Annotated in this window: 25 protein-coding genes; 19 read left to right on the top strand and 6 right to left on the bottom strand. The window is 48.4% G+C overall.

The window, feature by feature from the left end; all coding sequences use genetic code 11:
- Nucleotides 1-40: 40 nt before the first annotated feature.
- Nucleotides 41-628 (bottom strand): TetR/AcrR family transcriptional regulator, encoded by a 588-nt coding sequence (locus tag BVG16_RS09210; RefSeq protein WP_233146945.1) that lies wholly within the window; start codon nucleotides 626-628, stop codon nucleotides 41-43.
- A gap of 229 nt (nucleotides 629-857) precedes the next feature.
- On the opposite strand from BVG16_RS09210, the gene BVG16_RS09205 reads away from it, so the two are divergent.
- The 6 genes from BVG16_RS09205 (at nucleotide 858) to BVG16_RS09180 (ending at nucleotide 9,374) form a co-directional block, all read left to right on the top strand.
- Nucleotides 858-1,532 (top strand): response regulator transcription factor, encoded by a 675-nt coding sequence (locus BVG16_RS09205; RefSeq protein ID WP_078498257.1) that lies wholly within the window; start codon nucleotides 858-860, stop codon nucleotides 1,530-1,532.
- A gap of 7 nt (nucleotides 1,533-1,539) precedes the next feature.
- On the top strand, nucleotides 1,540-2,934 hold the full coding sequence (locus BVG16_RS09200; RefSeq protein WP_078498256.1) for a HAMP domain-containing sensor histidine kinase: 1,395 nt from the start codon (nucleotides 1,540-1,542) through the stop codon (nucleotides 2,932-2,934).
- A 90-nt stretch (nucleotides 2,935-3,024) separates the two neighbouring features.
- The gene (locus BVG16_RS09195; protein WP_078498255.1) at nucleotides 3,025-3,945 is read left to right on the top strand and encodes an ABC transporter ATP-binding protein; all 921 of its coding nucleotides are present in this window, start codon (nucleotides 3,025-3,027) and stop codon (nucleotides 3,943-3,945) included.
- Nucleotides 3,942-4,649 (top strand): ABC transporter permease, encoded by a 708-nt coding sequence (locus tag BVG16_RS09190; protein WP_078498254.1) that lies wholly within the window; start codon nucleotides 3,942-3,944, stop codon nucleotides 4,647-4,649. Before BVG16_RS09195 ends, BVG16_RS09190 begins: the two co-directional genes overlap by 4 nt.
- A 1-nt stretch (nucleotide 4,650) precedes the next feature.
- Entirely contained in the window at nucleotides 4,651-5,397 is a 747-nt protein-coding gene (locus BVG16_RS09185) for an ABC transporter permease (RefSeq protein ID WP_078498253.1), read from the top strand.
- Between the two features lie 674 nt (nucleotides 5,398-6,071).
- Nucleotides 6,072-9,374 (top strand): DEAD/DEAH box helicase, encoded by a 3,303-nt coding sequence (locus BVG16_RS09180; RefSeq protein WP_078498252.1) that lies wholly within the window; start codon nucleotides 6,072-6,074, stop codon nucleotides 9,372-9,374.
- Between the two features lie 94 nt (nucleotides 9,375-9,468).
- Here the strand turns inward: BVG16_RS09180 and BVG16_RS09175 are convergent, their stop codons facing one another.
- Both BVG16_RS09175 and BVG16_RS09170 read right to left on the bottom strand, forming a co-directional pair.
- Nucleotides 9,469-9,963 (bottom strand): glutathione peroxidase, encoded by a 495-nt coding sequence (locus BVG16_RS09175; protein ID WP_078498251.1) that lies wholly within the window; start codon nucleotides 9,961-9,963, stop codon nucleotides 9,469-9,471.
- Between the two features lie 88 nt (nucleotides 9,964-10,051).
- Entirely contained in the window at nucleotides 10,052-11,020 is a 969-nt protein-coding gene (locus BVG16_RS09170) for a glycerophosphodiester phosphodiesterase family protein (protein ID WP_144027346.1), read from the bottom strand.
- A 142-nt stretch (nucleotides 11,021-11,162) separates the two neighbouring features.
- Here BVG16_RS09170 and BVG16_RS09165 point away from each other — a divergent pair, with 142 nt between their 5' ends.
- On the top strand, nucleotides 11,163-11,864 hold the full coding sequence (locus BVG16_RS09165) for an FHA domain-containing protein (protein ID WP_078498249.1): 702 nt from the start codon (nucleotides 11,163-11,165) through the stop codon (nucleotides 11,862-11,864).
- Between the two features lie 50 nt (nucleotides 11,865-11,914).
- On the opposite strand, the gene BVG16_RS09160 is transcribed toward BVG16_RS09165, so the two are convergent.
- The 3 genes from BVG16_RS09160 to BVG16_RS09150 all read right to left on the bottom strand — a co-directional run bounded on the left by BVG16_RS09160 (nucleotide 11,915) and on the right by BVG16_RS09150 (nucleotide 13,186).
- The gene (locus tag BVG16_RS09160; RefSeq protein WP_078498248.1) at nucleotides 11,915-12,367 is read right to left on the bottom strand and encodes a thioredoxin family protein; all 453 of its coding nucleotides are present in this window, start codon (nucleotides 12,365-12,367) and stop codon (nucleotides 11,915-11,917) included.
- A 123-nt stretch (nucleotides 12,368-12,490) separates the two neighbouring features.
- Entirely contained in the window at nucleotides 12,491-12,802 is a 312-nt protein-coding gene (locus BVG16_RS09155; RefSeq protein ID WP_078498247.1) for an MGMT family protein, read from the bottom strand.
- Between the two features lie 18 nt (nucleotides 12,803-12,820).
- On the bottom strand, nucleotides 12,821-13,186 hold the full coding sequence (locus tag BVG16_RS09150; RefSeq protein ID WP_078498246.1) for a winged helix-turn-helix transcriptional regulator: 366 nt from the start codon (nucleotides 13,184-13,186) through the stop codon (nucleotides 12,821-12,823).
- A gap of 157 nt (nucleotides 13,187-13,343) precedes the next feature.
- On the opposite strand from BVG16_RS09150, the gene BVG16_RS09145 reads away from it, so the two are divergent.
- The 12 genes from BVG16_RS09145 to BVG16_RS09090 all read left to right on the top strand — a co-directional run bounded on the left by BVG16_RS09145 (nucleotide 13,344) and on the right by BVG16_RS09090 (nucleotide 25,380).
- Nucleotides 13,344-14,570, top strand: a complete 1,227-nt coding sequence (locus BVG16_RS09145; RefSeq protein ID WP_078498245.1) for an MFS transporter — start codon at nucleotides 13,344-13,346, stop codon at nucleotides 14,568-14,570.
- Between the two features lie 12 nt (nucleotides 14,571-14,582).
- Nucleotides 14,583-15,425 (top strand): aldo/keto reductase, encoded by an 843-nt coding sequence (locus BVG16_RS09140; RefSeq protein WP_078498244.1) that lies wholly within the window; start codon nucleotides 14,583-14,585, stop codon nucleotides 15,423-15,425.
- A 252-nt stretch (nucleotides 15,426-15,677) separates the two neighbouring features.
- On the top strand, nucleotides 15,678-16,964 hold the full coding sequence (locus tag BVG16_RS09135; protein WP_078498243.1) for a histidine--tRNA ligase: 1,287 nt from the start codon (nucleotides 15,678-15,680) through the stop codon (nucleotides 16,962-16,964).
- A 95-nt stretch (nucleotides 16,965-17,059) separates the two neighbouring features.
- Nucleotides 17,060-18,190, top strand: a complete 1,131-nt coding sequence (locus BVG16_RS09130) for an ATP-binding protein (protein ID WP_078498242.1) — start codon at nucleotides 17,060-17,062, stop codon at nucleotides 18,188-18,190.
- A gap of 143 nt (nucleotides 18,191-18,333) precedes the next feature.
- Entirely contained in the window at nucleotides 18,334-19,293 is a 960-nt protein-coding gene (locus BVG16_RS09125) for a COX15/CtaA family protein (RefSeq protein ID WP_144027331.1), read from the top strand.
- A 321-nt stretch (nucleotides 19,294-19,614) separates the two neighbouring features.
- On the top strand, nucleotides 19,615-20,532 hold the full coding sequence (cyoA, locus tag BVG16_RS09120; protein ID WP_078498241.1) for a ubiquinol oxidase subunit II: 918 nt from the start codon (nucleotides 19,615-19,617) through the stop codon (nucleotides 20,530-20,532).
- Nucleotides 20,533-20,568: 36 nt separating this feature from the next.
- Nucleotides 20,569-22,542: a cbb3-type cytochrome c oxidase subunit I gene (locus BVG16_RS09115; protein WP_078498240.1), complete on the top strand. Its 1,974-nt coding sequence runs from the start codon at nucleotides 20,569-20,571 to the stop codon at nucleotides 22,540-22,542.
- Between the two features lie 77 nt (nucleotides 22,543-22,619).
- A complete protein-coding gene (gene cyoC, locus BVG16_RS09110) occupies nucleotides 22,620-23,174 on the top strand; it encodes a cytochrome o ubiquinol oxidase subunit III (RefSeq protein ID WP_408635323.1) in 555 nt (184 codons plus the stop codon).
- A complete protein-coding gene (gene cyoD / locus BVG16_RS09105) occupies nucleotides 23,175-23,495 on the top strand; it encodes a cytochrome o ubiquinol oxidase subunit IV (protein ID WP_078498238.1) in 321 nt (106 codons plus the stop codon).
- Entirely contained in the window at nucleotides 23,492-24,412 is a 921-nt protein-coding gene (gene cyoE / locus BVG16_RS09100) for a heme o synthase (RefSeq protein WP_078498237.1), read from the top strand. The genes cyoD and cyoE overlap by 4 nt, the downstream gene beginning before the upstream one ends.
- 82 nt (nucleotides 24,413-24,494) lie before the next feature.
- Nucleotides 24,495-24,791 carry a c-type cytochrome gene (locus BVG16_RS09095; protein WP_233146944.1) on the top strand — a complete coding sequence of 99 codons (297 nt, stop codon included), beginning with the start codon at nucleotides 24,495-24,497 and terminating at the stop codon, nucleotides 24,789-24,791.
- A 16-nt stretch (nucleotides 24,792-24,807) separates the two neighbouring features.
- A complete protein-coding gene (locus BVG16_RS09090) occupies nucleotides 24,808-25,380 on the top strand; it encodes an SCO family protein (RefSeq protein ID WP_078498235.1) in 573 nt (190 codons plus the stop codon).
- Nucleotides 25,381-25,388 lie beyond the last annotated feature (8 nt).

Raw genomic sequence — 25,388 nt, 5'->3', positions numbered from 1 at the left:
ACAATTAGTACGATCGTTCTAATTGAGAGAGGCGAAACGCTTATTTCTTCTGAATTCCGCCCAAAAAAATCGTTACACTCTGCTGAAACATCCGATGCAGAACCTCGTACTCCATCGTAAAAACATGCTGACATAGGGCACCCATCCACGTACCGAACAGGAACGCCGTCTCTTGCACATCCAGAGTATCGAACTCCCCCGTATCCACGCCTAATTGGAAAATGCCCGCGTAAGCCTGCATGGGCACAACGGCGAGATCGTAGAGACTTTTCACCGTCTCGGGACTCGTCGACGGATTCGCCGCAAGTTCTTGCCCTACTTTGAGTAGAGGCGTCTTATAATGATTCAGTACGAACGTTGCCATGCCATACAGCTTCGCGGTAGCCGATGGATAAGCCGTAGAGACAGCCTCCCATTTCTCGCCCCATAAGCGCATCGAATCCTGTGCCAAAAAGACGAACAGCTTTTCCTTATTCTCGAAATGATAGTACACATGCCCTTTGCTAAAGCCCGATTCCTTAGAGATATCCGAGATCGCGGTCCCCGAAAAGCCATTCTGTGCGAATAACTGCGTCGCCTTCTCCGCAATGATCTGTCTTGTCTGTTCACTGTCATAATGTCTTTTCACGTAGTTTGTCATCCTCATCTATTGAACGATCGTTCTAATGTGATGATACGAAATAACCTTCCTTATGACAAGTGAACATTTGTCACCCTCTCATTTTCTAGTAGAATAAATATACATAGGTGAAGTTCCTTTACTATGCTTGAAAATCCATATTATCCATATCATCAAACGATTAGGATCGTGTACAATGCTCACATACAATCATGAGCGGCGAAGGGAGAGTTGGCGTATGATAACGACGCTGTTATACATTGAAGATGATCAAGAGATAGGAAGCTTCGTTGTGGAGCATCTTCGCGCACATCAATACGAAGTGAAATGGCTTCGAAGCGGAGATCGGGCCACGGAGGAGGTTGAGAACTGCAGTCTAATCATTCTGGATGTGATGCTGCCTGGACTAGATGGATTTACAGTGGGGCAGCGATTGAAGAAGGTTGCGCCTTCGATTCCAATCCTCATGCTGTCAGCGCGAACAGCGATTGACGATAAACTTCAAGGACTTCAATTCGCGGATGATTATGTTACGAAGCCATTCCATCCCGATGAACTGATTGCTCGAATTGAGGTATTGCTGCGGCGTTCCAGCACATTTTCCAACGTTCCAACGAACGTGAAGCACTTGCTCGTCTATGAAGCCGAGAATCGGATCGTGAATACAGATAACGAAGAAGAGATCACGTTAAGCGGCAAGCAGTTCCATATCTTTATGTATCTGATCCGCCATCTCGGCCAGATTATGACGAAAGAGCAAATCTATGAATCGGTGTGGGGAGAATCCTATCTTGAAGGGGACAAGACACTGATGGTACATATACGCTACCTTCGCGAGAAAATCGAGAGAGACCCTGCATCTCCTGAAATTATCGAGACCATACGAGGTTTAGGATATAGGATTAGAGGGTGATGAAGGGATGAAAAAAGCTATTCGCAAGCCCAGGGAGTCCAAATGGTTCGCAAGACAGTCCCTAAGGAGCCAGTATCTGCTTATTGTCCTTGGGTCTTTTCTGTTCATCCCCGTTGTCATGCCTATCGTAAGCGTATCTTATATCGTGTTTGGAAATATGATGAACGGCAATCCGAAAGATGACTTAAAGTACGGTAATGCGTCTGATGTGAGGGCCATGTGGTACGCTGCTGCAGCGGAGATGGAAGGAAAGTCGACGCCCCAGATCAATCTCCGATTGCATGAATTGAAGGCGCAGTACCCCGAAGCTTCTATATTCTGGGTGAACAGTGCAGGAGCTACAGAATTGGAGCTCCCTCCGCAAGCCGGAATACCCGACCTCTGGATGCCTAGTGATGCAGTAGCCTTCATGAAGAAGAGCGTGAACACGGATCCGTACACGGTGGTAGCCTTCATGGGAAAGGACAATGCCCACTCAAGCTTTATGGTGCTGCAGATGCCGAGAGATCTGTTCGAAAGACCTGCAACGATAGGGACGCCTGTATATATCGCCATTATCTTTACTATGTTTGTGCTGTTCGTTACGATCTCCATCCTCTTCTTCCGACATATTCAAAGGCGCTTGCTCCACCTTCAATCGGCCATGGCACTTCAGGATGAGCATGGTATCCCAAAACCCGTGGAGCTAAGGAGAACAGATGAGATTGGCGGGCTGGAAGCCGCGTTCAATGGAATGATTGAACAGCTGCACATCAGTCGAGAGCGACAGCTCGAAGAGGAAGCGCTGCGGAAATCGCTCATAGCCAATCTTTCGCATGATCTACGAACGCCACTGACCGTCATGAGTGGACATTTGTATGGCTTGCGGGAGGAAGCGCTAAGCGATCGGGGGCGGAACTCTCTCTCTATCGTGCAGGACAAAGTTTCGGGATTAAGTGAGCTGATCGATAATTTGCTGACCCACACACTTATGACAAGCGGTCGTTATCAACTGTCTCCTGAGCCGCTCGATGTGCTGCGTCTGGCACGAGAGAGCGCTGCCGGCTGGTATCCCATCTGGGAACGAGAAAATATGGAGGTCGAGGTGCTTCTGCCCGAAGAGGCATGGGTATGGAACGTGGACAAGGCGGGTTTCCAGCGTATATTGGATAATCTGTTCCAGAATATAGTACGTCACGCTTCGCAAGGCGGGTATATCGGGCTGTTCGTTGAGCAGCATGCAGGCAGGAGTGCGCTTGTTATCGCGGATCGCGGCACAGGCATCCATTCCGAATCAGGGGCTAAGGGAGCCGGTATCGGGCTGGTAATCGTGAACTATCTGATCGTCGAAATGGGGTTAGGCCTGGAGACGGATAGCTCGAGTGAAGGAACTCGAATCTACATCTATGAACGGAAGAAATAGAAGCGCATCCCTATTTTTAAACCAAATTTAAACTTTAGTCCCCCGTTCTTTTAACCTTGAGTAGGTATGCTGGTACTCGAGGTGATACAGATGAGTAAATGGATTATAGAGACGAAAGGTCTTAGTAAAAAGTATAAAGGGCGCTATGCAGTGTCTGATCTGAACTTGAAAATAGCGAAAGGTGAAATATACGGCTTTCTGGGTCCAAACGGTGCAGGCAAAACAACGACCATCCGTATGCTGTTAGGCTTAATCAAACCATCCAGTGGGAGTATAGAAGTGTTCGGACAATCGCTGGCCAAGCAGCGGCTCTCTATTTTGCGAAAGGTAGGCTCTCTGGTTGAGTATCCTTCTTACTATGGACACTTGAACGCGGTGGAGAATCTGGAGGCAATTCGGCGCATCATCGACGTGCCGCGTAAGCGCATCGATGAAGTGCTGGAGATCGTGGGCCTAACGAAAGAGGCGAAGCGCGCGGTTAAAGGCTATTCCCTTGGGATGAAACAGCGGCTCGGCATCGCCAGGGCGCTGCTCGGCAGTCCGGAGCTGCTCATTCTGGATGAACCGACGAATGGACTCGATCCTTCCGGCATTCTAGAAATTAGGGAACTCATCAAAAACATGCCGAAGCAGCATGGCATCACCGTGCTCATCTCCAGCCACTTATTAAGCGAGGTCGAACAGATGGCTTCCATCGTCGGCATTATTCGGCAGGGCGAGCTTGTGTTCCAAGATACCATTCAGAACATGCAGCTTCAGTCGCAGAGCGTCGTATCCCTGCGCGTATCAGAAGCGGAGCGTGCGTTAAGGCTGCTGCGCGAACAAGGTATTGAAGCCTCCTTCCAAGGTGCAGACTCGACTTTGACGATGGGTATAACCGACGATAATCGTGTAGCTGGCGCGGTGAGAAGTCTTGTGAGCGCAGGCCACTCCGTCTATCGCGTGGAGGAAAATCGCAAGTCGCTTGAAGAGCTGTTCCTTCATATTATCGGGGAGGGACGAAGCTTATGATCGGCAGAGCTATAAGGGCCGATCTGCTGAAGCTTAAGGGCAAAGGGCTCTGGTTTCTGGTGTTTCTGGCTCCAATCGGATTGATTGCCATGCAGGCGCTTAACTACGGCTTGCGATACGATTATTTGATGAAGCAATATGCGGATGATGTATGGAGATACTTACTGGAGAACATAGCGATGTTCGTTCCTATCGCGCTCCTCATGGGCATTACGATTCTAAGCTCGATGCTCGCGAATATCGAGCACCAAACGAGCGCATGGAAGCAGCTGCTGGCATTGCCGATATCACGTTATTCCGTATTTGGCGCCAAGTTTGCAGTTGCGATATTCCTGCTGACTGTATCGTGCATTTTGTTGGCTCTGGGGTCCATCACATTAGGCTTGATGCTAAGATTCGGGACGGATATTCCGATCGTCGATGTGGCAAAGTTGGCCTTCTATCCATTTATCGCTTCCTGGCCTATTCTAGCATTTGTGCTATGGATGTGTATGACATATCGGAATCAGTCACTTCCCATAACGATCGGTGTAGTCCTGGCCGTACTGTCCATCTTTCCGACCTCGGAATGGCTGCCCGTGAGTTGGCCGCTCGCTGCATTCAAAGCTTCTCAAGGTGAAGTGTTTGTAGGGGTAGGCTTCCTCTGCGGCTTCATCGTTCTGCTGCTCGGCTCCATTCACTTCAACCGGAAGGATGTGAACTGAGATGAACGTCAAATCATTTATGGGATTACTGGCTTCTGAAAGACTAAAGCTGAGCCGATCCCTCATCTGGATATTGGTTCCTGTAAGCCCGCTTATCTCGCTCATCATCGGTCTGATGGCATCGCTCGATGATACGCCAGCACTCATACAGTACGTCCAGTTGCAGTCTATCGTCTTCACACTTCACGCTATGCTGCTGCTTCCGATATTGACGGGAATATTCTCTGCATTTGTGTGCAGATATGAACATAGCGGAGGAGGCTGGAAATCACTGCTATGCCTACCCGTATCGAGAACGGGCTTATTTATGGCAAAGTTTAGTATTGTTGTACTGCTGCTTGCTGTTACCCAACTGCTTATGCTCGCTTCCCTAGCTGCGTCCGTAAGCTTTCATGATATTCCCGGAGGAATGAACTGGGAGTTTGCGCTTCCAGCCATTATCAGCGGTTGGGTTGCTTGTCTGCCGCTCGCGGCTTTGCAATTATGGGTATCGATCGGATGGAGCAGCTTTGCTGCACCGCTGGCCATTAATGTAGCACTGACATTGCCCAATATGCTTATCGTCAACTCCGCCCAATTCGGACCTTACTATCCTTGGGCACAACCTTCACTGGCCATGTTGACACATAGTGAGATGGACTTCGGTGCCTTCACGCTGCCGATCGAAAATATTCTGATTACGATTACGTGCAGTTTCATTCTGTTCTTTATTGGAGGATTGCTGCATTTGAAGCGGAAAGAGGTATAGGGATTAGAAAGCCGAATCCTCATACATAGCACAGAACTAGGGCAACTAGCCCTAGTTCTTCAGGCTGTCGAGAAACCCCCGTTTTTTTGGAGGGAGCGTAAAAAAAAGTACCTTCCCCCTAAACAAGCAAGTCTTCCTCGATTTTTTTCATCCGGATGAGCTAATTCGCGGACCTAAAATGGATTTTCCAACAAAGCTACACCACCAGTCCTTTTTCGCGGACCTATCCTGGATTTATCCAACATAGCTTCACCACCAGCACTAAAACGCGCACCTATAATGGACGTTTCCAATATAAAGGGGGAAAATCAGCATTTTAGAGACATTCTCAGCACATTCTATTGGATTTATCCAGTATAGAGTGCGAAATCGTACTGAAGACAGCGAAGTTAGTGGATTTATCCAATATAGTACCACCACAAACACTTTTTCCCCACTGTACTGATTTATACAACATAGCAAATTTCATTCATCTTCATCATTGTTATAGATCGTTTTTACCGCCACTCTGTAGAACTTGGGCAACTGCCCTGGTTCTTTTTTGGTTTTTCATCGACATTATAGGTAAAATAGGTCTTGGACGTACCCTTAGAAAATTCGAGATGTTATATTAAAGATATCGTTAGTACGGAGTTAAGTTTATACGAATTTCAAATAAAGAAAGGATTCCTGACATGAGCTTTTATTTGACCGAGCGGATTATCAAATTGTTATGCGGTACAAGCGCTTATGATAAGGGACAGGCTGACTACCAAGCTGGCAAAGTGACACTCACGCATGACGATCCCGACGCCTTCACCTACGAAGCTATTGTGCAAGGAAATACCGAATGCAAAGTCACCATCGAAATCGATAGCAACGGAGATATCGGGGCCGAATGCACCTGTCTCGCGTTCTATTCTTATGATACGTACTGTAAGCATGTCGCAGCTGCATTGCTGCACATTCATGATCAGCAGGAGCGCAGCTGGGTTGCGGTCGGTTCAGCGGATACAACGCAGCATAACGCAGGATCCTCTGCCGTTACGGCCAATAGAAAGCCAGTCATTTCGCCCATCGACAAACAAATGACAGAGCGGATCATGGGTCTCTTCACCGAGAAACCTCGTCGTTCAACGAGCACACGACCGATCTTCGATACACGGATAACGCTTGATGTTGAATTCACGTGCAAACCCGTCCCTTACGGATACCGGAAATATATGTTCGGTCTGGAGATGAAGGTCGGACCGAAACGACTCTATGTGGTTCAAAAAATTAGGGATGTTCTAGAGCACATTGACCGAAGAGAGCCCTATGTATTCTCCAAGAATTTCAGCTATGATCCCGAGCTTCATAGCTTTCAGCCGGCGCATGACGCCATTATTCAACAGCTCCTTCACATTTACCAACACGAAAAAATGTATCGTGAAACGCTCCATAACTTTGCAGCACGTGCCAATCGATTACAAAGCGACCGCATGCTTCTTGTGCCGCCGTTCGCGTGGGACCAGATGTTATCCCTCCTTGCATCGGCACCTTCGGTTAAGCTTGAACACGGCCACGAGACGTATGAAGGGATTGCATTAGATGATGGTCCGCTTCCGGTCCAGTTCGAATTCGATCAATCCCAGCCGGAGAGCTATCAATTGGATGTGGAGGGACTAGAGCAGATTCTTGTCATGGACATGTACGGCATCATACTGTCGAATGGGAAGATAATGAAGCAGTCGACGGAACAATGCAGACGCCTCGCATCGTTGAAGCAGCTCCTTGAAGCCTCTCCGAAGCATAACATCCAGATCGCACCGGAGCACATGGAGTCCTTTATGGAACGGGTAACGCCCGGGCTGATGAAATTAGGTGCCGTTCATATCGCCAAGACCGTATCCGACCGCATTCTCCGAACTCCCTTGAAGGCAAAGCTATACCTTGACCGCGTAAGAGATCGGCTATTAGCCGGCATCGAGTTTCAGTACGGCGAAATGACCATCAACCCGCTGGAAGGTCACAGCCAACAGCACAACCATGAGCTGATTCTTTTACGGGACGGCGAGAAAGAACGACGAATTCTCGAACTGATGGAGCAGGGATCGTTCGCCAAGACCGAAGCTGGCTATTTCATGGAGGACGAAGACGGGGAGTATGACTTTCTCTATCATATCGTGCCCCAACTCGAGAAGCTGATGGACGTCTATGCAACGACGAGCGTGAAATTAAGACTTTACACGGACATCATGCCGCCCAAGATCACCGTCAATGTGGATGAACGTACCAAATGGCTGGAATTCCAGTTCGATATGGATGGTATTCCCGAATCCGATATTCGAAATCTGCTCAAATCGCTGGAAGAAAAGCGCAAATACCATCGACTTCCAAGCGGTGCATTGCTTCCGCTGGAGACGGAGGAGTTCCAAGAAATTATTCGTTTCATGAACGAGATGGGCGTCACAGAGGAGGATTTCAAGAACGGAGAGCTTCGATTGCCTGTCTTCCGCGGACTTCATCTCATCGACTCTCATGAACAACGGAATTCCGTTAAGCTCGGGAAATCATTCCGACGGCTCTTAGACAACATGCGCAACCCGGATAACCTGGAATTTCCGGTGCCTGCACGATTAGATCCCATTCTTCGCGATTATCAGAAATATGGGTTTCAATGGTTCAAAACCCTTGCGTACTATCAATTCGGGGGGATTCTGGCGGATGATATGGGGCTCGGCAAAACCTTGCAGAGTATCGCCTTTATCGTCTCTGTACTCCCTGAAATTCGAGAACAAGGGCTGCCCGCGATCGTGGTATCTCCTGCTTCTCTCGTCTATAACTGGTATAACGAGCTGCAGAAATTCGCACCTGAAATTCGCGTGGTAATTGCCGATGGAACCAAGTCGGAACGTCGTTCGATTCTCCAAGATGTATCCCAGGTCGATGTGGTTCTCACCTCGTACCCACTCTTACGTCGGGATCTTGAGGAGTATATCGCAGCATCGTTCCACACCTTGATCCTGGATGAAGCTCAGATGTTCAAGAATCATGCAACACAGACGGCTCAGGCCGTCAAATCTATTCAGGCGCAGTATCGCTTCGCTCTGACGGGGACGCCCATCGAAAATCGGCTCGAAGAGCTATGGTCGATCTTCGACGCGGTATTCCCGGATCTATTCGTGGGTCGGCGCACATTTCAAGACCTCCCTCGAGCAACCGTAGCCCGAAGGGCACGCCCGTTCTTGCTTCGGCGGTTGAAAACCGATGTGCTCAAGGAATTGCCCGAGAAGATTGAATCCATTCAAGCTTCAGAGCTTCTGCCTGATCAGAAGAAGCTGTATGTCAGCTATTTAGCAAAGCTGCGTGAAGAAACCGTGAGGCATCTGGATGCTGAGACTTTCCAGAAAAATCGCATCAAAATTCTTGCTGGGTTAACACGACTTCGCCAATTATGCTGTCACCCCGCCTTGTTCGTAGAGGACTATACGGGGAGCTCCGCCAAATTCGAGCAGTTATTAGAGATCATCGAAGAGTGCCGAAGTGCTGGGAAACGAATGCTCATCTTCTCACAATTCACGGAAATGCTTGGTATCATTGGACGCGAGCTAAGCTATCAGGGCGTACCTCATTTTTATCTCGACGGCAATACACCTGCATCCGAGCGTGTAACGCTCTGTGACCGATTCAACGAAGGCGAACGCGACCTCTTCCTGATGTCCCTGAAAGCAGGGGGTACGGGACTTAATCTAACAGGAGCCGACACGGTCATTCTCTATGATCTCTGGTGGAATCCTGCAGTTGAGCAGCAGGCTGCCGACCGCGCTCACCGCATCGGACAGAAACGTATTGTACAAGTCATCCGCCTTGTCGCCCATGGCACGGTAGAAGATAAGATGTATGAACTGCAGCAGCGTAAGAAAAATCTGATTGATGAAATCATCCAGCCGGGGGAAGAAGCCTTGACCGCACTCACCGAGCAAGAAATTCGCGAAATCCTGATGATTGAATCCTAAGTACCGTCTATAAAAAAAGCGCCCTTATCGAACTCCTCCGACCTACTCCTAAAAAGTAGATCTTGGCGATAAGGGTGCTTTTATATTCCGATCGCTATGCATTTTGTGAATGCTTAAGTAATTGTTGAATATAGCTCTCAATCCGGTGGGGTTCATCTTTCGGTCCAAAGCGCTTCACCACATTCCCCTGTGGATCCACAAGGAATTTGGTGAAATTCCACTTGATCGCTTTGGTGCCGAAGATCCCTTTGGCTTGCTGCGTAAGATATTGGAACAAAGGATGTGCGTTGCTGCCATTCACATCAATCTTGGCATACAACGGAAACGTAATGCCAAAGTTGATCTCGCATGCCTGAGCGACCTCATCGTTGTCGCCCGGTTCCTGGTTCGCGAACTGCGCGCACGGGAACCCAAGCACCGTAAACCCTTGATCTTGATACGTATCATGAAGATGCTGAAGCCCTTTGAACTGTGGAGCTAGACCACACTGTGTAGCTGTATTAACGATCAGCATCACCCGTCCCTGATAAGGCGCCAGGGTCTGCAGCTCCCCTCGTATGGACTTGACTTCAATATCATAGATAGACATGCGAACATCCTCCTTTATATAAGTTGTATGTAATTAAATTGTATACAATTTATATGATATCGTCAACGGCAAAAAGTTAGGAAGACGTTTATTTAAACCATTGTGCAATGCGGTCAACTCGATTCGTCCATATGCCCCCCGAGTAATGCTTCGGTATCCGTTCAACATCCTCCATGGTGTCAAAACCTTCCGACCATCCGCCGTTGCCTGCTACAAGAATGACTCGCGTATTCACCTCGGCCATACGTTGTATGAACTTATCCGGCCACCCCCATAACCAAGGGGCATAGGTTTCTGGAATATGTAATTGCGTATCCTGGCATGCTGCTGGAACATACCCTGTCCATCCTGTCGCGAAATAAGACAGTACACAGCTCTTCAACGTCGACATGGACATCACACGGATGTCCGGAAGACTCTTCTTCAGCATGCTGATCGGCTGGTCATCGCCGTATACGGTTAACTGACTTAATTGATGCTCAGGAAGTGCTCCGAGATACTGTGCCAGTTGTGTTCCTTCCTCTGGATCCGCACTCTTGATATGGATCAAGAACGATTTCTCTGGGAAATAAGACAGGACTTCATCCAGCGACGGCATGAGACCTATACCTTTCCCGCGAAAAGGATATGTCTTCCCTTCGTCCGCAGTATACCCATAACCAACATCCAACTGCTTCAGCTCTTCCATGGTATAATCTTTGACCATGCCATGGGCATTGGTACGGCATTCCAGCGTCCAGTCATGGAATACGGCGAATTGATCGTCTTTGGTGGGCTTAATATCCAGTTCTACGATATCGGCTCCAAGATCAAATGCCTTTGCCATCGATGGAATCGTATTTTCTAAATAGGGATGCTCGGGTTCGAAAATCCGCTCCGCCGTACAGGTATCCCCGGTAATCCCCGTCATTGTAAAGGTCTGCCCGAGTCCCCGGTGAGCAAGGATTTCTGGGGGCGTAGTCGATTGTTTCGTGAATAACGAACCGTTGTTCAGATATATTAATAGGATGATTAGCAGAATGAATAATACGATTTTATTAGAAAAGAACCTTTTCATCATACCCTCCAAATATGGTCGACATGTCAATGCTTCATACTTAATAGTTTATAAATGCCCTTACGCGAATACAATAGTTATGACATAATAAGTAGATCATAGAATAATAACAGCATAACAACGAGAGTAAAGGGAGACCATTATGGGATTATCATTTCTAATCGTCAAACAAGGCGTTCCCTATCAGGAAGACACGACGATTCCGCTAGAAAAAAGTTGCGTCGTGATAGGACGAACAACCGATAGCGCTGAGGATACCGATATCGCTTTTAGCAGCATCTTCGTGTCGAGGAAGCATTTCGCGATTCACGAGGAGAACGGCCAATACTATATTGAGGATCTGGACAGCAAGAATGGCACATACGTAAACCACAACCGACTTCAACCGAACGAAAAGACCCTACTTCAACATACAGATCACATTTCACTCGCCCACGGCCACGTCCTGCTTACATTCTCAACGTACAATCTGAATGATACGATCGATATCGTACCTTTCCTAAAAGCCGCCAATGCCATGCTTGTAACCGACCTCAGCTTAGATCCAATCAAGCAAGAACTGAGCGTGCATGACGAGTGCTTTGCTTTCTCGGAGAAAGAGTATAAATGCATTGAGCTGCTCGTTCAGAATCAACGGCAATTCGTCTCTAAGGACGAGATCAAAACGTATGTATGGCCCGAACGATCGCCTTCGATCGACGAAATTCCAGACGTTAGTTCCGAAGAGGTGAATGCACTCATCTATCGTATTCGGCAGAAAACCCAACAAGTTCTTGCCATCGAGAACATTCGAAGCAAAGGATATATCCTCTCTCTGAAGGAGTCAGCTGCGAATCGCCTATAGAACCACAGAAAAAGCGCCATGAAACCTCTCTTGAGGCTCTGGCGCTTCTCTTATTTGGCATGCGGTACTTCATGTTTCTGCAAAAACTGTTCAAACCCCTCTTGCGTGTACTCTCCTTCTTGCAGCCGATCAACTTCTTTACCCTCGCTAAAATAGATCACCGTGGGGACAGCTTGTACTTGCAGCTTCTCCATCATCTGGTTCAATGTCGTCTCATTTTCTTGACGTGCCAGATCGGTATTGTAATAGAATACTTCGGTTCCCGTTGCCTTAGATACCTTTTCGACCTTAGGCTGAAACTCCCTGCATACCGGGCAAGTCGGTCGGCCAATATAGACAACTCCTGACTGTTGTTCCTGGAAGAAGGACTCCAGACCTTCATTCGTCATCGGCGTTAACACGGACTTATTCTGCATCCCATTCAACCAACCCAGGACTGCCAACAGAACAATAACAATGCCTACCCCCCAGAAAAAGGTATACTTTCTTCGCTTCTTCATCATGTCCCCCCATGCTATTCGGATACCAATAGCTTGTTTTTATCCCTTTTATACCACGGGGTGTTATGGACAATCTGATACTAATCTCACATTTATCGCGAATAACCCAAAATATTCCTAATTACATCATACCTCGGGGATGTATCGATACCTCTCCAAATCAATCGTCCCATTCGCCAGCATCGTGACCCCCTCATCTTGCAGATACACGGTCTGTGTGAACCGCCCTTCATCATCCTGTATCGCAATCTCACCTTTTGCATTGACGACACGATGCCATGGAAGACCATGTTTATCACTTAACGAATGCAGAATCCGAACGACTTGCCGGGCGCCACGACGGCTCCCCGCCAATTCGGCGACTTGGCCATAGGTCATCACGTATCCTTCTGGGATTCCCTGAATAATCTCAATGACACGACGTGTGAAAGGTTGCATGTCTGATGTCCTCTCCTCTCACGGTTGATTCAAATAGTTCGGCTCGAGCACAGCGAATTTATCGCCGTACTCTTTAATAATATGAGCTTCTCCCCATGCACACAGCGAGTCCAATATCGGTTGGAGACTGCGGCCGTATTCACTTAGTTCATACTCGACTTTGGGCGGCACTTGATTATAAATGATCCGGTTCACGATGCCGTCTTGCTCCAGCTCACGAAGCTGTTGGGTCAACATTTTCTGCGTAATGCTCGGCATCACGCGTTTCAGATCGCTGGTTCTTTTCTTGCCGTGGGTTAAATGACACAGAATAACACACTTCCATTTCCCGCCGATCACCTCCAAGGTTGCTTCAACGGAAATATTATATTTCTTCTCGGCCATTGCCTGTCCCTCCTTGTATCATGTACAGGAACTTTTTAGTGCCTATAGCACTTTATAGTGCCTATAGTACTTTAAAGTACGTACTGTTCATTTTGTATTGATTGTCCCATAATAACATTTACCGGCCGGTGATTGCCATACTGTAGGAGTGAAACACATGACATTCGATCAACGAAGAAGTACGCTGGCGCTCTTAGCATTAGCGGTAAGCGCCTTTGCAATTGGAACAACCGAGTTCATCAGCGTGGGGTTACTCCCGCTTATTGCTGAAGACTTAAATATATCGGTGACAACCGCAGGATTAACCGTCACATTGTATGCGTTAGGGGTGATGTTCGGAGCTCCCATCCTCACCTCATTGACGGCGAAAGTATCACGCAAGACACTTTTGCTATGGATCATGATTGTCTTTATTCTGGGGAATGGCTTAGCTTCCGTTGCTAGCGGAATTACTGTGCTACTTATTGCGCGTGTCATATCCGCATTCGCCCATGGCGTATTTATGTCCATCGGATCAACGATCGCTGCAGATCTGGTTCCGGAGAACCGTCGAGCTAGCGCGATCTCCATCATGTTCTCCGGTCTTACCATTGCCACGGTCACAGGCGTGCCTTTGGGTACTTGGATCGGACAACAATGGGGTTGGAGATCTGCCTTTATCACCATCGTCGTCGTCGGGATTCTAGCATGGATCGCTAATTCGATCCTTGTACCATCCGGTTTACGGACAGGAGCCAAGACACCGTTCCGCGACCAAGTCAAGCTGGTGACGAACGGACGATTGTTGCTTTCTTTAATCATCACCGCACTGGGTTATGGGGGTACATTTGTCGTCTTTACTTATTTATCCCCAATCCTGCACGACATCACCGGTTTTCATGAAAATACAGTGGCTATCATTCTGCTCGTCTACGGGATTGCGATCGCCATAGGCAACGTGATTGGCGGAAAAGCCGCGAATCGCAACCCCCTGAAGGCTTTATTTTATATGTTCGTCGTTCAAGCGATTGTGCTCTTTATTCTCTTTTTTACGGCACCTTTTAAAATCGCGGGATTGGTTACCATAAGTCTCATGGGTCTATTCGCCTTCATGAACGTCCCCGGATTGCAAGTATATGTGGTTATGCTAGCGGAACGTTATGCGCCAACCGCGAAGGATATCGCATCTGCTTTTAATATTGCAGCCTTTAATGCAGGCATTGCGATTGGCGCCTATTTGGGCGGTGTCGTTACGGACCATATGGGTCTTATTCATACGACATGGGTAGGTGCCATCATGGTGCTGGGAGCCGTTCTATTAACAGGCTGGAGCCGATCCTTAGAGAAGCGAAGTGAAGTCGCGAGCAAGAATGAATCAGTTGCATCATATCAAACATCTAACTAGGAGGTCATCATCATGACACAACACTTACAAGCTACAACAACATTACACAACGGCGTTCGTATGCCGTGGTTCGGTTTAGGCGTATTTAAAGTCGAAGAAGGATCAGAGCTCGTCCAAGCGATCAAAGCAGCGGTCAAGCACGGATATCGGAGTATCGATACTGCCGCGATTTATCAGAACGAGAAAAGCACGGGACAAGGCATTCGCGAAGCCCTGCAAGAGAATAACCTTTCACGCGAAGATCTATTCGTGACGTCCAAAGTATGGAATGCCGATCTTGGTTATGAGTCCACGATTGCGGCGTATGAAGCCAGCTTAGAGCGACTTGGGCTAGATTACCTGGACCTTTATCTCATTCATTGGCCTGTCGCAGGAAAGTATAAGGAAGCATGGCGTGCGCTCGAGACCCTTTACAAAGAAGGACGTGTTAAAGCCATCGGTGTAAGCAATTTCCAAATCCACCATTTGGAAGATTTGATGAAAGACGCTGAAATCAAGCCTATGGTGAATCAGGTGGAATACCATCCAATGCTTACGCAAAAAGATCTCATTCGGTTCGCTAGCGAGCACGGCATTCAAATGGAGGCCTGGTCTCCGTTGATGCAAGGACAGCTGCTAGATAACCCGACCTTGCTAGACATTGCAGGGCAATACGGCAAATCCGTCGCGCAAATTATCCTTCGTTGGGACCTTCAGCATGGCATCGTAACCATTCCGAAATCCACGAAAGAGCAGCGTATTATCGAGAACGCTTCGGTATTTGATTTTGAATTGTCTGCAGAAGATATGAACCGTATCGATGCGCTCAATGAAGATCGCCGCGTAGGTCCGGACCCGGATAACTTCGATTTCTAATCTGGGTATTTTGAGGTTGCATTCCCTCAGGGAGTTCGCTATAATCTTCCTAATTATACGTTGAAGGGGAATGTTCCTGATGAATAGCATCAACCTACAACAATTTCATTATTACAAAATGCGTTAGCACACCTGAATTCATTCAGGGCGGGCTAACGCATTTCGCGTTGGCCTCCCTGCGGCATACCAAACGCGCAGGACCAAGAGGTCCGGCGCGTTTTTTATTTTGCCAATCGAAAGGGTGCGATGAACATGCAGAACGTGAAAGGTACTTACGATTTTCTAGGACAGGAACAAGCGCTGCGCAAAAAAGTTCAAACAACGCTGCAAAACATCTTTGAGGTCTATGATTATGAATCCATGGATTCGACCGTCCTCCACGAAATGGAGCTGCTCACCTCCAAGTACGCCGGCGGAGATGAAATTGTGAAGGAAATGTATCAGCTGCAGGATCAAGGGAACCGCCGGCTCGGACTTCGCTATGACTTAACGATTCCATTCGCCAAAGCCATTGCGCTTCACCCGGGTCTGGAATTGCCCTTCCGACGGTACGAGATCGGCAAAGTATTCCGGGACGGCCCTGTCAAACGGGGACGCTTGCGCGAATTCCTGCAATGTGATGTCGATGTCGTCGGGATCGCAGGACCCGAAGCGGAAGCCGAACTCATGCAGCTTGCGGTTGACGCGTTCCGCCAACTCGATATTCCTATCATTGTGAAATGGAATAATCGCCGCTTCCTCGGGGAAATGTTAGAAGCGATCGGCGTGCCTGCATCGCTGACGCTATCTGTCATGCTGACCTTAGATAAGTTAGCTAAGATTGGCTTAGACGGCGTACGCCAAGAGCTTCATGCTAAGGAGCTCGACGCTGCTGCCTTGAATGCCATCACCGAACTGATCGCCATCGAGAATCCGACCTTTGCGCAATTGGTTGATACGTTCGGGATCGGAGATCGCCCGGGAGCCTTGGAAGTTCTGGCGCTGCAGGATCTGCTGCAACGGATTGGATTGGCTTCGCATTGCGTCTTTGATCCCTTCCTGTCTCGCGGTCTCTCCTTCTACACCGGAACGGTCTATGAAATCTTCGATGCCTCGTCCGCCTTCACATCCAGCTTAGGTGCGGGAGGACGTTATGACGCAATCATCGGCCAACTCATTGGACGGGAGGATCTCCCTTACCCCACCGTCGGGCTTTCCTTCGGCATGGAATCCATCATGGCCATGCTGAATCTGCGCGACGATATGTCCGTCGAGGATGCCGCAGTGGTGGTCATTCCGATTGGCGATACCCTGCCGGAGGCACTTCGGGCAGCAGCAGAACTGCGTGCCTGCCAGATCCGTACCCGAATGGAGGCACGTTCCCGCAAATTAAAAAAATCACTGGCTTCGGCCTCCTCCAAAGGTATTCGGTACGCGATCCTCATCGGGGAGAGCGAGGCAACTGCCGGAAAAGTACGGTTAAAGGATATGCGCGAATTGAGCGAAACCGTGGTTACGATAGATGAAGCGATCTACCTCATAACGCAGAATCTTTTATAAGCTAAAATGGACGGAAGCAATTTACAAACGCTGCCCTTTATGTTATTATTCAATTACGTAATTACGTATTTAAATAAATTAGTGAGGGTGATTCGATGAGTTCTCGAGATTATGGCGTCGAGCTAGATACCTTAAAAGCACAAATGAATTCACTGCAAAAGCTTATGGAACAAATTATGGACAGGAACGACGGGAAGCATGAACCTGTTGGGGCCAAGGATACACAACCGTTCATGGCTGTTGGACCAGATTCCCGCTCAACCGAAACAGATACAGGGCAAGTATTCTTTTCCGGCCACTACACCGGAGGACAGCAACGCTACAGATGGGAGCCTCAATCGAAAGGTGTAGAACAGTTATTAGACCTAGATGGTGATAAGATGGCTAAGATCCTCGCCGCTCTCGGACATAAGCAGCGCTTGGATATTCTACGCTCTGTTCTACGAGAGCCGCTTACCGGCCCCGAGCTTGTTGAACGCTTAAATATGGGCACGACAGGACAGCTGTATCACCATATCAAGGCTCTGCAAGGAGCTGATCTGCTGACACAAGAAGAACGCGGAGGCCAGTATACGATTCGGGGCCACCGCGCTTTACCGCTGCTTCTGTTATTCGCAGCAACATCCGAGCTTCTTGAGACGAGCGATTATCTCGCATTAGCGGAAGTACGGGATCATACAAGCGCATATCTGGGAAGTCCATCAAAGTCGTACGATCCTCACCTGCTTCTACGAACGGTTTTGGAGAACTGCGTCTTAGAGCACCAAGCAGGTTACTGCAAGCAAGTTCAAGTCTTCCTCCACCAAGATGACAGCGTCACCGTATCCGATGACGGTCGAGGCATCCCTGTCCAAGCGTTGCCGCATTCCGCGACAACACATGTCCAATCGGTGATGACAGACCTGAATCGCTTTATCCCTAGTGCTACCTTGAATGCCCCAGATGGTGACCATGGGATTAGCATCCCTGTCGTTAATGCACTCTCACAGAAGCTAACCGTGGAAATCCGCCGGGAGGGCAAGGTGTTCCTTCAGGATTACAAACACGGAATCCCGCAATCCCCTCTTCGAACTGTAGGCGTGACAAGCGAGACAGGCACAAGCATCACCTTCTTACCGGATCGCGAGATTTTCACTGCTGGCTTCGATCCGGGAACCTTGGAACAACTTGTGACGGAAATGGCAACTCTACATCCGCAATTATCTGTACAATTGCATCTGAATTAACACAAAGATGACCCCTAGCCCCTGTGAAGGGGCTTTTTACATGCCCAATGGCTGGTGCAGAACGAAATGGAATGGATGGTTACGGGTTACTTAAATTCCGATACAATCGGTCTGTAAAAATAGGCTGACAGGGGTTGAACAACATGAACATCACGACCACGCAAAAAGGGGATCCAGACCCATCCATATCCTTTCGTTACCGATGGTTGGCATGGGCTTCATTCATTGGCATGTTTCTAGTATTGATCGCAGGAGCCATCGTGACCAAGACCGGCTCCGGACGAGGCTGCGGGGATGATTGGCCCTTATGCAACGGGAAATTCATTCCCGCTTATACGCTGGAATCGATTATTGAATACTCGCACCGTATGGTTACAGGGATCGTAGGATTGATTATTCTCGCCACATTTATATATACCTGGCGTTATCTTAGACAGTATCGAGAAGCCGTAGGGTATGCTGGCGGAACGTTATTCTTTACCGTCGTACAAGCCTTCATGGGCGCCGCTGCCGTGATATGGCCGCAGCGACCGGCCGTGATGGCGATCCATTTCGGTATATCGCTGCTCGCAGTTGCCAGCAGCATGCTGTTGGTTGTATGGACGTATCGGATGAAGAAGACGAAAGAAGATGCGGTCCCTATTCGATTCCCGAAAGCCGTTTATCTCTTGGCTTGGGGAATATGGATCTATTGTTACGGTGTCGTTTATTTGGGAGCTTACATCCGCCATACACATTCAGATGCAGGCTGCATGGGTTGGCCCTTATGTAACGGGCAGGTTATACCTACCCTGTCCGGGGCTTCCGGCATTGTCTTTCTGCACCGGGTTGCCGCGGCGGTTCTACTTATTCTTATCGTATGCTTGTATCTGTTGATTCGCCGCCACGACTCGGGGGAGCAGGCGTTATCCTTGAACCACGTCGCAGGTCTTGCACTACTCTTCGTTATGGCTCAAGTATTTAGCGGCGCATGGCTCACCCTCACGATGAATAATGCAGATATCTACATCTTTACGAGTCTTCTTCACAATGTGCTGGCAACACTTTTGTTTAGTGCGCTGACGGATATATCCATTCGCTCATGGAAATTCAGAGCAAGATAGGATGCGGACCCTTCACTTGAAGGGTCTTTTTTTGTGGATAAAATGTGTCGCCATTGTATTCAAAGATAGCATTCTCGACAGAAATAACCTCTGTAAAGACATCTGAACCGCTCAACGTTTATCCACAAAACACTATGACATATTATACTTTCCACCAAGATTAAAGCTTTTCTTATGAATAAAATGTGTCGTATTTGTTGCGTTTCATTGAACATGGTTGGTGCGCAGACGCGGGTAGTGGCTGGTGACATGTCAAACGTTCCTCATTAAAGTAAGACGTGATAATAAAGTGCTCACGCATGTCGATAGGAGATGAGTTACATGAAAACACCCCAAGCATACAAAGCACTTCGCTGGTTCGCTTCCTTGTCCATGATGGTGCTGGTGCTTTTCGCGACTACTGGGTGTACTAAAAACATGATCGTGCTTGATCCGAAAGGACCCATTGCCGAACAACAACGAGATTTAATGCTGATCTCAACCATATTGTGTGCTGTTGTTATCGTGCCGGTTCTGATCCTTACGGCGGTCATCGTCTGGCGCTACCGAGATAAGAAAGGCAGAAAAGCGAAATACAAGCCTAACTGGGAGCACAGCACGAAATTAGAAATCATTTGGTGGGGGATTCCAATTATCATCATTATTGCGTTGGGGGTCATTACCGTTAAAGGAACGTATGCGTTAGAACCCTCAAAACCGCTGAAATCGGATGTGAAGCCCATCACCATTCAGGTGACTTCATTAGACTGGAAGTGGTTGTTCCAGTATCCAGAGCAGGGGATCGCAAGCGTAAATTATGTTCAATTTCCGGAAAATGTACCGATTCGCTTCGAAATTACAGCTGATTCGCCCATGAATTCCTTTTGGATCCCGCAGCTCGGGGGTCAGATGTATGCCATGTCCGGTATGGCCATGACACTTCACTTACAGGCGGACGAAAAAGGTGAGTACATGGGTTCTGGCGCGAATTTCACGGGAAGAGAGTTCGCGAAGATGTATTTCACAGCCAATGCGACTTCACAAGAGGCATTCGATCAATGGGTGAGCGAAGTCAAAACCTCTTCACCGGCATTGACACTAGACGGTTACAAAGAGCTGGCCAAGCCTGCCGCATCTGACGTTCGGATGTTCTCTGCATTTCCGAAGGGCCTGTTCGAGATGACGGTTACAAAATATGCCTCCTCGCACAATCATGGGCTTTCGTGGAAGGACATTAACAAAATTCAGTTGGAAGAATAACGATTTCAGTAAGGAAACATAGGGAGTGAATCATTCGTGTGGGAGAAAGTGAAAAGCTTTGCTTCGGAATTTTTTGTGACGGGCGATCCAATGATTTATGGAGCGGACGTCAGCATCGTACTCGTCACGCTAGCGATTATCGTCGGACTCAGTTATTTCAAAAAATGGGGTTGGCTGTGGCGAGAGTGGCTAACGACCGTCGATCATAAAAAAATCGGAATTATGTACATTATTGCATCCTTTATCATGTTGTTCCGGGGCGGTGTGGATGCACTGCTGATGCGGGCGCAACTGGCCATGCCGAATATGGAATTTTTGGCCGCGGATCATTATAACCAGGTCTTTACCACGCATGGCGTGATCATGATTTTATTTATGGCCATGCCGTTCATGTTCGGTTTATTCAACGTGATCGTGCCGCTGCAGATCGGTGCGCGCGATGTGGCGTATCCGTTCTTGAATGCGCTCAGCTTCTGGCTCTTCTTCTCCGGGGCCATGCTGTTTAACTTATCTTTTGTCATCGGCGGTTCGCCGGATGCCGGCTGGCTCGCTTATCCGCCTTATTCAGGCCTGATGCATAATCCGGGCGTAGGACAGGATTTCTATATTTGGGGGATCCAGATTTCCGGGATCGGCAGCCTCATGACAGGCATCAACTTTATCGTCACGATTCTGAAAATGCGGGCGCCTGGCATGAAGTTAATGAAAATGCCGATGTTCCCATGGTCCGTCCTTTCCAGTTGTATTGCCATCATATTTTCTTTTCCTATTCTGACGGCAACGCTCGCGTTATTGTTCCTCGACCGTTATGCGGGCGCGCATTTCTTCACCTTGGATGGCGGCGGCAATCCCATGATGTACATTAACTTGATTTGGATGTGGGGCCATCCGGAAGTGTATATTATCGTACTGCCCGCGTTCGGTATTTTCTCGGAGATCGTATCTACCTTTGCGAAGAAGAAGCTGTTCGGCTATAAATCCATGGTATTTGCGATGATTATTATTAGCGTTCTATCGTTTCTCGTCTGGGCGCACCATTTCTTTACGATGGGTTCCGGCGCGGACGTCAACGCGTTCTTCGCACTCACAACCATGTTGATTGCAATTCCGACCGGGGTCAAGGTGTTCAACTGGCTGTTCACGATGTTCCGCGGAAAGATCACCTTCGAGACGCCGATGTTGTGGACGATCGGATTTATTCCTTGTTTTGTGACGGGCGGCATGACCGGGGTTCTTCTATCGGTAGCACCGGCTGACTTCCAGTTCCATAACAGTTATTTCCTTGTCGCGCATTTCCACCATGTCATCATTGGCGGCGTGGTATTCGGATATTTCGCCGGTTTATATTATTGGTGGCCTAAATTGTTCGGCTTCAAATTGAATGAGCGTATCGGCAAGTGGGCGTTCTGGTTGTGGAACATTGGGTTCTATCTGTGCTTTATGCCGCAATATGTATTGGGCCTCATGGGTATGACACGAAGAGTCTATACGTACGGTTGGGATAAAGGCTGGTGGGAAATGAATTTAGTATCCACCATTGGAGCAGGGTTCATGGGCATCGCGTTCTTGTTCCAAATATGGCAAATCATATACAGTGTGAAGCATCTTAAAAAAGACGAAACAGGCGATCCATGGAACGGACGTACGTTGGAGTGGTCCATCCCGTCACCCGCGCCGCTCTATAATTTTGCAACGCTACCTCAGGTTTCGGATCAAGACGAATGGTGGGAGGAAAAGCAACGCAGAGCAAATGGCCAGCAAGTTCCTGCGAAGCCCGTACTGGAGCCGATCCACATGCCGAAAAATTCCGGCATTCCGATTGTGATGTCCATGTGCTGGTTCTTGGCCGGCTTCGGATTCGTGTTCCACTGGCAGTGGTTAACGATACCGGGATTGATTGGCGTCGTCGCATGTATGCTTGTTCATTCGTTTAATTATAACAACGATTATTACATCCCTGTTGATGAAATAACCCGTACAGAATCGGAGTTAAGGAAGGTGACCAGCTAATGGCGCAACGGAACGTGAACCATGCCGGACAAGTGTCCCCTGCCGAACTACATTCGGAAGACCATGGCCACCCGGATATGGAGGAAATGCGGAAGTTTGGATTCTGGATTTATCTGATGACGGATATCATCATATTCGGAACCTTATTTGCGACGTATATCGTCTTGAAAGGCAATACGAATGGCGGACCCGGACCTGCAGATCTATTTCAAATCGGCGGTATTATCGTAAGTACCTTCATCCTATTGATCAGCAGCTATACGAGCGGCCTCGCCGTACTGGCCATGCATAAAGGCAACCGTCAAGCATTGATGAGATGGCTTGGTGTTACGGCACTACTGGGCGCTGCCTTCATCGCTATGGAAGTGAATGAATTTATACATCTTGTGGGTGAGGGAGCCACCCTGTCGACGAGTGCATTTCTATCTGCATTTTACACGCTCGTCGGCACCCATGGGCTTCATGTGCTTGTCGGACTAGTATGGATGATTGCGATTATTATCCAACTGGGCAAGCATGGCATTACACCTGTAACGAAGCGGAAAGTCCATATTATCAGTTTGTTCTGGCATTTTCTTGATGTGGTTTGGATTTTTGTCTTCACAATTGTTTATTTGATGGGAGTGAGTTAGATGGCGCAACATGAAACCGCTCATGAGGAATCTCATGGCTCCTTGAAAACCTATTCGATCGGATTCCTATGCTCCATCGTATTGACGATCATTCCGATTGCCATCGTCTTGGGAGGATGGTTCGACGGCATGGTGAGCAAAGTCGTTCTGATGGGCGCAGCAGCGCTGCAGTTTATCGTACAACTGATTTTCTTCATGCACCTCCGGGAGGAGCAGAAGCCGCGCTATAATCTGATGGCCCTGATTCTAGGCATCGTCATCTTACTGATTATCGTCGTCGGCTCCATGTGGATTATGTTATACAATATGGTGGCCGTATGAGCAGAGCATCTTCAAACACCGTGGTTGTTAACGACAAAGCACCGGCAAGAGCGATGCTAAAAGACTGGATTCAATTGACAAAACCCCGGATCCTGCAACTCAATCTCGTCGCCGCATTTGGCGGCTACTGGTTAGCATCCAAGTGGAACGCGGATTGGGGCATATTGCTATGGATGCTTCTGGGGACAGTATTAACCATGGCTTCCTCCTGCGTCATGAACAATATATGGGACCAAAAGCTGGATCAACGGATGCAGCGCACCCTTAATCGACCGCTTGCGACCGGACGGTTGAAGACAAGGAGCGTCCTCTTCTACGCCATATCGCTTGGTCTAGCTGGTGAAGCGATTCTGTTCTGGAAAGTAAATATACTGAGCGGCTGGCTCGGACTGCTGGGGATGTTCGTCTACGTCGTCGTATACACGATGTGGCTGAAACGCACCTCGACTTGGAGTACATCAGTTGGCGGAATATCCGGTGCTATGCCGCCCGTGATCGGGTATTGCGCATTTACGAATGAAATTGATGCAGGCGCGTTCCTTCTGTTCGCTTTATTGTTCCTGTGGGAACCTGCACATTTCTGGTCGCTGGCCATTCGGCGCGTAGAGGAATATCGAGCAGCAGGCTATCCGCTGCTGCCTGTCCGCAAAGGCATCGAACGCACAAAACTCCAAATGATTCCTTATGTTGCCTTGCTGACGCCTACGGTTATCATGCTGTACGTCCTGAACTATTCAGGCATCGTATTTCTGGCCGTATCCGTCATTGCAAGCCTCATTTGGATGTGGCACACCCTGCTCGGGAAGCGTGCGGCAGATACGGACCAATGGGCTCGCACCAATTTCTTGATCTCGGTCAATTACCTCATGATTGTATTTCTGACGATGATTCTGGATACGCCAGGTCGTCCGTTCTGAATAGATTCGAAGATTTGATTTTGATGAGAGGAAGGGGATTGCTCTGAAGGCAAAGTTATCTGTTGTTCTTCTCTTTATCACAGTGCTCGTCGCAACGGGATGCGGTCAAGGAGCAAGCAATCAGACAAAGCGCACGGCCGATTCAACACCGGCAGAGGCGGAAGCAGCGGCCATCTATAAGAAGCAGTGCCTCGCTTGCCACGCTGCGGATTTAAGCGGAAGAGTCGGCCCGAACTTGCAGGAGGTTGGATCGAAATGGTCAGAAGAACAACTGGCTGACATCATCCGTGACGGGGCGAAAGGCATGCCGGCTTTCAAAAAGGTATTGCAGACCGAGGAAATCGATTCCTTGGCAACATGGCTCTCGAACCATCGTTAAATGAAGGGGAATCACAATGAAAAAGGCATTTTTGTTGGGTCTATTCAGTCTAATGATTGTTATGATCACGGCTTGCGGAGAAAGTAAGCATAAGCTTCGCACCGAGGTCGTACCGTTTGAGTATACGAATCAAGAAGGAACATCGTTTTCTTCGGCCGACTTGGACAATAAGATATGGATCGCAGATTTCATGTTCACGTATTGTACTACGGTCTGTCCGTCCATGACCGCCAATATGGCGGAATTGCAGAACAGAATAAAAGAAGCCGGCTTGGATGTGGAGCTGGTCTCCTTTTCCGTAGATCCGGAGCGAGACGATCCCGCCGCGTTAAAAAGCTACCTGGAGAAATTTAAAGCTGATTTTACCCATTGGCACGGGGTGACCGGATATTCATTCGAAGACATCAAAACCTTTGCATTACAATCGTTCCGAACCGTCGTGGCCAAAGACACGGCTTCCGATCAAGTCATTCACGGAACCACGTTCTTTCTGGTCGACCAATCCGGCACCGTTGTAGCCAAATATGATGGCATGACGGATGTACCTTACAATAAAGTGATAAAAGATATTAAATCCTTACAGCAATAAACGAAATA

Source organism: Paenibacillus selenitireducens (assembly GCF_002021565.1).
Lineage (GTDB): Bacteria > Bacillota > Bacilli > Paenibacillales > Paenibacillaceae > Paenibacillus_K > Paenibacillus_K selenitireducens.
The sequence above is the reverse complement of the archived record's forward strand: the minus strand, read 5'-3'. Positions and strand labels throughout refer to the sequence as shown.